The 261-nt window shown below is 47.5% G+C and carries 1 protein-coding gene; it reads left to right on the forward strand.

What is annotated here, in order from left to right:
- Nucleotides 1–261 (forward strand): hypothetical protein (locus ACFSR3_RS11880; protein ID WP_379821196.1); only part of this gene is annotated, 261 nt, incomplete at both ends.

Consider the following 261-nt stretch of genomic DNA (forward strand, 5'->3'; position numbering starts at 1 on the left):
CACCAAAACCTCAGGAGAATTTACCCGAGGCGACTGTGACAACTCAGGTACTTATACCAATACGTGGACTGCTACCGATGGATGTAATAACACCTCTTTAGTCTTCACTCAGGTGATTACTATTGAAGATACCCAGGTTCCGGTATGGAGCACCGCAGCATCATCTCTAAATGTAACATTGCAATGCAGTGATGCTTCAGGACTTGCTGCTGCTCAGTCGCAAGCTCCGGTAGCTACCGATAACTGTGGCGGAGTAATCAC

The sequence above is a fragment of the Flavobacterium suzhouense genome (assembly GCF_042684765.1).
Taxonomy (GTDB): Bacteria; Bacteroidota; Bacteroidia; order Flavobacteriales; family Flavobacteriaceae; genus Flavobacterium; species Flavobacterium suzhouense.